This window comes from Micropruina sp., assembly GCF_047606365.1.
Classification (GTDB): domain Bacteria; phylum Actinomycetota; class Actinomycetes; order Propionibacteriales; family Propionibacteriaceae; genus Micropruina.
In genome coordinates this window covers 1-9,630 of the sequence record NZ_JASGEN010000045.1, presented here as the reverse complement: position 1 = coordinate 9,630, position 9,630 = coordinate 1, and the positions used below count along the sequence as shown (strand labels likewise).

At 67.0% G+C, this 9,630-nt stretch carries 9 protein-coding genes; 4 read left to right on the top strand and 5 right to left on the bottom strand.

From position 1 onward, the window contains the following. Positions 1 to 469: 469 nt before the first annotated feature. Positions 470 to 1,720 carry an ROK family protein gene (locus QM624_RS05895; protein WP_415089726.1) on the bottom strand — a complete coding sequence of 417 codons (1,251 nt, stop codon included), beginning with the start codon at positions 1,718 to 1,720 and terminating at the stop codon, positions 470 to 472. A gap of 125 nt (positions 1,721 to 1,845) precedes the next feature. Between QM624_RS05895 and QM624_RS05890 the strand changes: the two genes are divergently transcribed. The 4 genes from QM624_RS05890 to QM624_RS05875 all read left to right on the top strand — a co-directional run bounded on the left by QM624_RS05890 (position 1,846) and on the right by QM624_RS05875 (position 6,810). Further along, positions 1,846 to 3,156: an ABC transporter substrate-binding protein gene (locus QM624_RS05890; RefSeq protein WP_415089724.1), complete on the top strand. Its 1,311-nt coding sequence runs from the start codon at positions 1,846 to 1,848 to the stop codon at positions 3,154 to 3,156. A 15-nt stretch (positions 3,157 to 3,171) separates the two neighbouring features. After that, positions 3,172 to 4,095, top strand: coding sequence for a carbohydrate ABC transporter permease (locus QM624_RS05885; protein WP_415089722.1), 924 nt, complete (start codon positions 3,172 to 3,174; stop codon positions 4,093 to 4,095). Next, complete coding sequence (locus QM624_RS05880; RefSeq protein WP_415089720.1) at positions 4,092 to 4,967, top strand: carbohydrate ABC transporter permease; 876 nt, start codon at positions 4,092 to 4,094, stop codon at positions 4,965 to 4,967. The genes QM624_RS05885 and QM624_RS05880 overlap by 4 nt, the downstream gene beginning before the upstream one ends. A gap of 121 nt (positions 4,968 to 5,088) precedes the next feature. Then, complete coding sequence (locus tag QM624_RS05875; protein ID WP_415089718.1) at positions 5,089 to 6,810, top strand: glycoside hydrolase family 13 protein; 1,722 nt, start codon at positions 5,089 to 5,091, stop codon at positions 6,808 to 6,810. Between the two features lie 161 nt (positions 6,811 to 6,971). Here the strand turns inward: QM624_RS05875 and mnhG are convergent, their stop codons facing one another. The 4 genes from mnhG to QM624_RS05855 all read right to left on the bottom strand — a co-directional run. Further along, a complete protein-coding gene (gene mnhG, locus QM624_RS05870; protein ID WP_415089716.1) occupies positions 6,972 to 7,376 on the bottom strand; it encodes a monovalent cation/H(+) antiporter subunit G in 405 nt (134 codons plus the stop codon). After that, complete coding sequence (locus QM624_RS05865) at positions 7,373 to 7,675, bottom strand: monovalent cation/H+ antiporter complex subunit F (protein ID WP_298129830.1); 303 nt, start codon at positions 7,673 to 7,675, stop codon at positions 7,373 to 7,375. The genes mnhG and QM624_RS05865 overlap by 4 nt, the downstream gene beginning before the upstream one ends. After that, positions 7,672 to 8,247: a Na+/H+ antiporter subunit E gene (locus QM624_RS05860; protein WP_415089714.1), complete on the bottom strand. Its 576-nt coding sequence runs from the start codon at positions 8,245 to 8,247 to the stop codon at positions 7,672 to 7,674. Before QM624_RS05860 ends, QM624_RS05865 begins: the two co-directional genes overlap by 4 nt. After that, the coding region (locus QM624_RS05855) for a Na+/H+ antiporter subunit D (RefSeq protein ID WP_415089712.1) at positions 8,244 to 9,630 on the bottom strand (1,387 nt) is incomplete at its 5' end. The genes QM624_RS05855 and QM624_RS05860, both read right to left, overlap by 4 nt.

Sequence of the window (9,630 nt, the reverse complement as noted above, 5' to 3'; positions counted from 1 at the left end):
GCGGACCTGCGGGCCGGCTGGCCGAGCGGCGCCGGCGGGGCGCCGGCGGTTGCGCGACGGCGTCGTCGGAGGCAGAAGTGAGTGTGGGTGAATCGTTGTCGAGCATGTGCTCCCCTTCATCGGCGGGGGCGCCGATTGATGTAAGCCACCGTGGTGGCAAAGCCTGTGGACTGGGACCCGCCCCTCGCCAACCCCCGCGGTCGTCGCCGTCGCGGTGGGGTCGGCGGGCATCGAGCTGTCACCTCGACTATGCCGGATCGAATGAGCCTGCTGTGCGGGCTCGTCCTGAGCGTGATTATGCCACACCGCTCCACAACGACTGCGCCGACGTGCCGCGACGCGCCCGTCGAGGGTCTCGACAAGCTCGACCAACAGTGGAACGAAAAGAACCGTCCCCTCGGTCCGCAAAGGGTCTCGACAAGCTCGACCAACTGTGGCCGGGGCTCGACAAGGTCGACCAGCGGCAGGCTCAGGAGGCCGGCGGTTCCCGGTGGTAGCGCTCGGAGAACAGCGAGAGCGCCACCGCGGCCGCGGCCTCGCGCGCCGCCGAGACGGCGCCGAGCGACACGATGTCGCCACCGAACTGCGAGGCGACGATCTCGGGCGGCGGCAGCTCGGAATCAGCGGCCAGCTGGGTGCGGGCGATCTCGATCACTTCACCGAGCGCGCCGGCCATCGCGCCGCAGACCACGATCACGCCCGGATCGTAGAAGCGGGCGACGACGTTGCAGATCTTGCCCATCGTGGCGCCGAGCTCCTCCAGCAGCGGACGCGAGACCGGGTCGTCGAGCCTCGCCGCAGAGAGCACCGCCTCGGCCGTCAGGCCGGCCTGATCCAGTTCCGCCCAGGGATGATCGGCGGGGACGCGTCCGGCGTCCAGTTCCTGGCGCAGCCATCGCTCCGCCCGGGGCCCGATGCCGTGGGTGCTGCCCACGCCGGGGACGTAACGCAGGCCCTCGAGCTCACCGACGCCGCCGTTCGCGCCACGCACCAGTCGTCCGTCGAGGAAGACGCCGGAACCCAATCGGCGTCCGACCAGGATCGCGACGAAGTCGTCATGGCCGCGCGCCGCGCCGAGGGTGCCTTCGGCCACCGCGGCGAGGGCCGCGTCGTTCTCGACCCGGACGGCCGGGAACTCCGCGTCGAGCACACCTTGGAGCCCGCTGTTCATGTGCTGCCAGAAACCCGCCTGATGGGACGGCGAACCGCCGTCGGCGTCGACCGGCGCCGGGATGCCGACGCCGAGGCCGATCACATCGGCACGGGTCCGGCCGAGCTTGGCCAGCGCGCCGTCGATCGCCTGCAGTGCCGCTGTCGGGCGCTCGGCCGGGTCGAGATCGTCGAAGCGGACCAGCGCGGCGTCCGAGAACCCGCGCACCCCGATCGAGCACCGGGCCAGGATCTCGCCGGCGAGATCGGCGACGGACGCGGTGAACTGGCGCTCCCCTGCGTCGACCCCGACCACGACACCGGCCTCGGCGCGCAGCTCGAAGCGGCGCGCGGGCCGGCCCAGCCGGTAGCCCTCGCCCGGGCCGGCACTGGGCAGTTCGCTGATCAGACCGAGTTCGATGAGCGTGTCCAGGGCCGCCAGCGCGGTCGACCGGGTGAGCCCGAGAGCGGCGATGACATGGTCGGCCTGGAAGGCTCCGGCGTCCCAGGCGAACTCCAGAACCGCGGCCGTGCTCGCCCGATGACGCAACTGGCCAGCGGTAAGGCTCATGCGTTCATTCCCCCTTGACCGTCGGTGCGAGCTTGCGGCATCCTACCCGGAGTCATTTTCCTGTGATAGTTCGATTTAGTCGTCACAGGAACCGGCGCAGTCATCGACGACCGAAGGACAACGACGTGCCTCAACCCTCATCAGGCGTTCCCGACACGAACGCCAACCCCCTCAGTACCTGGTCCCCGTCCCGGCGCACGTTCCTCACCGCGGCCGGGATCGCCGGGGCGGTCGCCGCGGCCCCCTGGCTGACCGGGTGCACCGCAGGTGCTCAAGAAACCATCACCTTCTATCAATCCAAGCCAGAGGCGATTTCCTACTTCAGCAAGCTCGCTGAAGAGTTCACGGCCTCGCAGAGCAAATACCGCATCCTGCACGACATCTCCACCAACCTGTCGGCCAGCTTCGTGCGCAGCAATCCGCCGGACCTGGGCATGCTCAACTACAACCTGGAAATGGCGCGCTTCATGGAACGCGGCGCACTGTCGGACCTGTCCGACATGCCGGAGACGTCCACCATCCGCCCCGACATCGTGGAGCTGACCAAGGCCTACCCGCAGTACGAGAACCGGATCAGCGTGCTGCCGTATTCGGCGATGGCGGCCTCGGTGATCTACAACAAGCGCATCTTCGCCGACAACGGCGTCGAGGTGCCAACCACCTGGGATCAGCTGCTCAACGTCTGCGAGACGCTGAAGGGCAAGGGGGTGACCCCGTTCTACGCGACCTTCATGGACTCTTGGACGATCATGCAGGGCTGGTTCGACTACCCGGCCGGCGGCATGGTCGACATCGCCGAGTTCTACAAGAAGATGAACCAGATCGGCGTCGACGTCGGACCCAACTCCGAGGTCTCCTTCCAGAAAACGATGCTGGAACCGGTCAAGAAGATGGTCGCGCTGACCAAGTACATCAATTCCGACGCCGCCAGCCGCGGCTACGGCGACGGGAACACCGCCTTCGCCAATGGTGCGGCCGCGATGATCCTGCAGGGTCCCTGGGCGTTCAGCGAGTTCGACAAGGTGGGCAAGGATCTCGAGCTGGGCACCTTCCCGTTCCCGGCCACCAACAACGCCGACGACCTCAAGGTGCGGGTCAACATCGACCTGTCGCTGTGGGTGCCTGAAGTGGCGAACGGCAAGGAGGGCGCTCGCGCGTTCCTGCAGTACCTGATGCAGCCGAAGATCCAGGATCCGTACAACGCGAAGTTCCTCGGCTTCGGCACCACCAAGGACGCACCGCCGGTCACCGATGAGCGCATCATCGGCATGCAGCCGTACTACAACTCGGGCAAGTTCTACATGGGCGCCTCGCAGTTCATTCCGAACACCATCCCGGCACCCAACTACTTCCAGTCCATCGTCTTCGGTGAAGCTCCCGAGCCGCTGCTCGCGCAACTCGACCGCGACTGGTCCCGACTCGCCTTCCGGGCCTGATAAAGGAGTCCATGCATGTCGTCCACAGTCCAGCAACCGGCCCAGAAGGCGCCGGCCGAGGCTCCCACCATCGTGCACCGCCGGCGTCGGGTCGAGCCGATCTACTGGTTCTTCCTCTTTCCCGCCATCGCCGTTTTCACCCTGCTGATCACGTATCCCGCCATCGAGGGCATGACCATGAGTTTCACCAACTCGATGGGCTTCGGTGATTTCGACTGGATCGGGTTCCGCAACTACGTCGCCCTGTTCCGCGACGAGAACATCCTGTCGTCCTACGGCTTCACGTTCCTGTTCGCCTTCGTCACCGTCATCCTGGTCAACGCCATCGCCTTCTTCCTGGCGTTGGGCCTGACCTCGAAGATCAAGTTCACCAACCCGCTGCGTGCGATCTTCGTGATCCCGATGGTCATCTCGGCGATCATCTACTCGTTCGTGTTCAAGTTCCTGTTCAACAACTCCCTCACCGCGTTCGGCCAGATGATCGGTTCGGAGACCCTGTCGACCAGCCTGCTGGCCAATGAGAACTGGGCCTGGTTCGCGGTGGTGATCGTCACCGTGTGGGGTTCGGTCCCCAGCGCCATGCTGATCTACATCGCCGGGTTCATGACGGTTCCCGGCGAGGTCTACGAGGCCAGTTCCATCGACGGCACCTCACCGTGGCAGAACCTGATCCACATCACCCTGCCGCTGGTCGCCGGTTACGTCGGCATCAACATGATCATCGGCTTCAAGAACTATCTGGCGGTCTACGACCAGATCAAAGGCCTGACCGACGGCGGTCCGGGCACCGCCACCCGGTCGGTCGCCTTCACCATCTTCAAGGGCTTCGAGGGCGGCGACTACGCCTACCAGATGGCCAACGCCGCCGTCTTCTTCATCATCACGATCATCATCGCGCTGTTGCAGCTGCGCTTTACCCGAGGAGGGACCTCCGAATGAGCACCGCAACCGCAACGAAGCCGGCGAAAGCAACCACGCGCGGCAAGGTCGGCCAGGAGCGCACCAACTGGACAGCCACCGGCCTGCTGATCCTGGCTGCGCTGACCGTACTGGTGCCGCTCTATGTCACCGTGTCGATGGCGTTCAAGACCACCGAACAATCCACCGACCTGAACGCGTTCAGTCTGCCGAACCCGTTCAGCACGACTGGTTTCACCGAGGCCTGGGCGCTGACCAACTTCCCGCGCGCGTTCCTGGTCTCGACCCTGGTCACGGTGATCGCGGTGGCCGGCTCCATCATCTTCTCGGCGATGGCGTCGTACGCGATCGTCCGCAACTGGGACCGCAAGGTGTTCCGCTACTCGTTCTTCTACCTGCTGGCCGCCATGTTCATTCCGTTCCCGGTGGTCGCCCTGCCCCAGGTGCGGCTGACCGGCATCCTCGGCCTGGACAACTATTTCGGCGTCGCCCTGCTGACGATCGTGTTCGGCCTGGCGTTCAACTGCCTGCTGTTCACCACGTTCCTGCGGTCGATCCCGCTGGAGCTCGAAGAGTCGATGCGCATGGACGGCGCCAGCACCTGGCAGACGTTCTGGCAGTTGATCTTCCCGCTGCTGGCACCGATGGCAGCCACGGTGGGCATCTTCTCGTTCCTGGGTTCGTGGAACGATTTCATGATGCCGTCGCTGATCATCTCGCAGCCGGAATGGCAGACGATCCCGGTGGTCAACAGCATCTTCCAGACCCAGTTCAGCAACAACTACAACGTCAGCTTCGCGTCGTACCTGATGGCGATGGCGCCGGCCATCATCGTCTACCTGTTCTCGCAGCGCTGGGTGATGTCCGGCCTGACCCAGGGCGCCATCAAGTAGGCTGACGCCCCGTTCCCCATCGAAATCCAGCCAAGCGCAGGTCTCTGTGCAGGGGCGCCGCCACCACCCGGTCGTGGCGCCTCCGCACGGGGGCCTGTGCTCGTTCCCAACAGGAGAAGCATTGAGCAACGCAGTGGAGTTCGATCGCGCGGCCCGTCCGGACGGCTGGTGGCGCTCAGCGGTCGTCTATCAGATCTATCCGCGGTCGTTCCAGGACTCCGACGGTGACGGCATCGGCGACATTCCGGGCATCACCAGCCGGCTGGACTACCTGGCCGAGCTCGGGGTGGACGTGATCTGGCTCTCACCGGTGTATCGCTCGCCGCAGGTCGACAACGGCTACGACATCAGCGACTACCAAGACATCGATCCCCTGTTCGGCACCCTGGCCGATCTGGACGCGCTGCTCGCCGCCGCGCACGAGCGTGGCATCAAGCTGGTGATGGATCTGGTGGTGAACCACACCTCCGACCAGCACGCCTGGTTCACCGAGTCACGCGAGCCGGGTTCGGCGAAGCGGGACTGGTACTTCTGGCGTCCGGCCCGCCCCGGCTGCGAACCGGGGACGCCGGGCGCCGAGCCCGACGACAGCCAGGCCGCGTTCGCTCCGTCGGCGTGGACCTTCGACCCGCGCAGCGGCGAGTACTACCTGGGCATCTTCAGCCCCGGCCAGCCCGACCTCAACTGGGAGAACCCCGAGGTGCGGCAGGCGGTCTACACGATGATGCGCTGGTGGGTCGACCGCGGCGTCGACGGCTTCCGGATGGACGTGATCAACCTGATCTCCAAGCCCGAGGAGTTGACCTCGGGTGGGCCGATCGAGCCCGGCCAGGGCAGCCTGCGCCGGGTGGCCAACGGTCCTCGGCTGGACGAGTTCCTGGCCGAGATGAACCGCGAGGTCGGCCTCGACGCCAAGAACCTGCTCACCGTCGGCGAGATGCCGGGCGCCACCATCGAGGTGGCCCGGCGGGTCACCGATCCGGACCGGCACGAGCTGAACATGGTGTTCACCTTCGAACACGTCAACCTCGACCAGGCCTCGTGGAGCAAGTGGGACCTGGCCGACCTGCCGCTCCCCCGCCTGAAGGAGAACCTGGCGCAGTGGCAGGACGGCCTGGCCGAGGCCGGCTGGAACTCGCTGTACTACGACAATCACGACCAGCCCCGGGCCGTCTCCCGGTTCGGCGACGACTCGCCTGAGCATCGGGTCGACTCGGCCAAGACGCTGGCCACCGTGCTGCACCTGCAGAAGGGCACGCCGTACATCTACCAGGGCGAAGAGTTCGGCATGACCAACGCGCCACTCACCCAGATCGAGCACTACCTCGACGTCGAATCGCTCAACTACCACAGCCTGGCGAGCGCGGCCGGCGTCCCCGAGGAACAGATCCTGCGCTCACTGGCCAGGAAGGGCCGCGACAACGCCCGCACCCCGGTGCAGTGGGACGCCACACCCTATGCCGGCTTCACCAGCGGGATCCCCTGGATGTCGGTCAACCCCAACTACCGCCAGATCAACGCCGACGACGCCCGCCGTGACCCCGGCTCGGTGTTCGCCCACTTCCAGCAGCTGATCCGGCTGCGGCACTCCAGCGAGGTCGTCCGCGAGGGACGGTTCCAGCTGCTGCTGCCCGACCACGAGCAACTCTGGGCGTTCACCCGCACCCTCGGCGACGAGGTGCTGCTGGTCGTCGCCAACTGCTCGTCGGCTCCGGCGGAGCTGCCGGTGGGGTCGCTGCCCGATCTGGACGGTGCCGAACTGATCCTCGGCACCCATCCGGACCGCGAGTCCACGGTGCTGGCAGCGTGGGAATCGCGGGTGCTCAGCCTCCGCTCACGCTGACCACTCCAACGTCCAGGGATGCGCTGATCAAGCCCGCCTTCGTCATCCCGGACTCGATCCGGGATCTCTCCCCGCCCCAGATCCCGGGTCGGAGCCCGGGATGACGTGATGATCAGCGCTTTCCCAGGCAGGGTCTCGACAAGCTCGACGACGGCCAGCGGTCAGCTCTTGGGGCGGTCCTTGCCTCGCTCGGGGCGGAACTCCTCGTTGCGGCTGAAGCCGGCATCACGCAGATCGTCGGACAGTTCGTCGACCAGCAGGTCGTCCGGCTCCCAGGCGCCGGAGCGGTAGGCGACACGTCCGATCAGGTGGCCGGCCACCGGCGCGGTCAGCACCTGCAGCATGATCACCACCAGCAGCGTCAGCCAGACCTTCGGCTCGCGGATCGAGAAGCCGACACCGAGCAGCACCAGCAGCAGGCCGAACACCTGTGGCTTGGTGGCGGCGTGCATCCGGGCCAGCACGTCGGGGAAACGGACCAGGCCGAGTGCGCCGCCGAGGCAGAAGAACGCCCCGCCGACCAGGAACACGGCCCCGATCAGGTCGAAGATCTCGTCGGCGCTCACTGGGCGTCCTCCTCATCGCGCCGGTAACGCTGCCGGTCGGACGCCCCGGGCGCCAGCATCCGGGCCACGCTGACCCCGCCGGTGAAGGCCACCATGGCGAGCACCAGCAGGATCGGCAGCGAACTGCTGTCCTTGGTCACCACCATCACCAGGCAGATCGTCATCAGCACGATCGACACCAGCACGTCTGCGCTCACGATGCGGTCCAGCGTGGACGGGCCTCTGGTCAGCCGCCACAGGGTCAGTCCGACCGCGGCGGCGATCATCCCGGCGGCCAGCCAGATCAGGATCTGCGTCATGCCTGCTCCTTCTCCCGCTGTGCCTTCTCACCCAGGGCCGCGATGTCGGCCTTGCTGCCGATCGCCTCCAACAGCCGCCGCTCGACGGTGAGGGAATGGGCGCGGGCGCGCTCCACGTCGTCCGGGCCGGTCACGTCGACCAGGTGCAGATAGAGCGTCCGGGTCGAGCGGCGGGCATCGATGACGATCGAGCCCGGCACGATCGAGATCAGCTCGGCGGTCTCCACCTGGTAGAGATCCTGGTTGCTGCGCAGCCGCACCCGGATGACGGCCGGCTGGAAGTCGACCCGCGGCCGGAACGCCGCGGCCGCCAGCCCCCAGGACGCCACGGCCAGGTCGACCAGCGTGGTGGCGGCCAGCTTCAGCGTGCCGACCAGTCGCGGACGGCCGCGATAGCGGATCGGCGGCAGCGGGAAGGTGACGGTGACCAGCCAGGACACCACCATGCCGACCACGATGTCCACCAGCGAATAGTTGCCCCACAGGATCACCCAGATCACGGTCAGGGCCAGGATCGCCCGCCACTGCAGCCGCCAGCGCAGCCGCCGCCGGCTCGCCGATCGCCTCATCATGGCGCCACCCCCGTCAGTACGGCCCGCAGGTAGGAGTCGTCCAGCAGGCCGGCCGCGGCCCGGTCGACGTAGCCGTACAGCGGGCCGGCCAGGAAAGTGAGGGCCAGGCCGAGGCCGACCAGTGCGGCCGTCGCGCCGACCATCACACCCGGCATCGGCTTGGCTCCGAGCTCGGCGTCCACCGGCTGCTCATCGGGCGCCAACGGGCCCAGCACCGGGGTGCCCCAGAATGCCCGGTTCCACACCTTCGCCACCGCGTACAGGGTGAGCAGGCTGGTCAGCACGCTGCCGGCGACCAGGGCCCAGGCCAACGGGGTGCCGACCTCGACGCCGGCCAGCAGCAGGCCGAGCTTGCCGACGAACCCGGACAACGGCGGAATGCCGGCCAGGTTCATCGCCGGAATGAAGAACAATGCGCCCAGCACCGGTGCGGTGCTGGCCAGACCGCCCAGCCGGTCCATCGAGGTCGAACCGCCGACCCGTTCGATCAGGCCGGCGACCAGGAACAGCGCCGCCTGGACGGTGATGTGGTGCGCGGTGTAGAAGATGGCGCCACCCAGGCTGGCCGGGGTGGCCAGCGCGATGCCGAACATCATGTAGCCGATGTGCGAGACCAGGGTGAACGACAGCAACCGTTTGATCTCGGACTGGGCGATGGCACCCAGGATCGCGATCACCATGGTGGCCAGCGCCGCCCAGCCAAGCAGATCGGTCAGCGGATTGTTCGGGAAGATCGCAGTCTGGGTGCGCAGGATCGCGTACACGCCGACCTTCGTCAGCAGGCCGGCGAACACCGCCGTGACCGGCGCCGGCGCGGTCGGGTAGGAGTCGGGCAACCAGAACGACAGCGGGAAGACGGCCGCCTTGATCGCGAACACCACCAGCAACAGCAACTGGATTCCGATCGTGACGTCGCCGGGCAACTCGGCGAACCGCTGGCTGAGCTGCGCCATGTTCACCGTGCCGGTGGCCCCGTAGCTGATCGACAGTGCGGTCAGGAACAACAGCGAGCTGACCAGATTGATCACCACGTAGGTCGACCCGGCGCTGATCCGCTCGCCGGTGCCGCCCATCGTGATCAGCACGTACGAGGCGAACAGCAGGATCTCGAAGCCGACGAACAGGTTGAACAGGTCACCGGCCAGGAAGGCGTCCGAGACACCGGCCGAGAGCAGCAGGAAGGTGGGGTGGAAAATCGACACCGGCGTCTCGCGGTGCACCTCTTCCTCGTCCTGGCCGGTGGCGTAGATCAACACGCCGAGGGTGACCAGAGAGGCGACGGTGAGCATCAGCGCGGCCAGCCGGTCGGCGACCAGCACCACCCCCAGCGGCGCCCAGGCACCCACCCACAACGACTGGACGCCGTGGGTGTCGGTGATCCAG

Excerpts from the sequence above, each read along its gene's own strand:
- QM624_RS05895 (WP_415089726.1), bottom strand. The coding sequence starts at position 1,720 with ATGAGCCTTACCGCTGGCCAGTTGCGTCATCGGGCGAGCACGGCCGCG.
- QM624_RS05885 (WP_415089722.1), top strand. The coding sequence starts at position 3,172 with ATGTCGTCCACAGTCCAGCAACCGGCCCAGAAGGCGCCGGCCGAGGCT.
- QM624_RS05880 (WP_415089720.1), top strand. The coding sequence starts at position 4,092 with ATGAGCACCGCAACCGCAACGAAGCCGGCGAAAGCAACCACGCGCGGC.
- QM624_RS05865 (WP_298129830.1), bottom strand. The coding sequence starts at position 7,675 with ATGACGCAGATCCTGATCTGGCTGGCCGCCGGGATGATCGCCGCCGCG.
- QM624_RS05860 (WP_415089714.1), bottom strand. The coding sequence starts at position 8,247 with ATGATGAGGCGATCGGCGAGCCGGCGGCGGCTGCGCTGGCGGCTGCAG.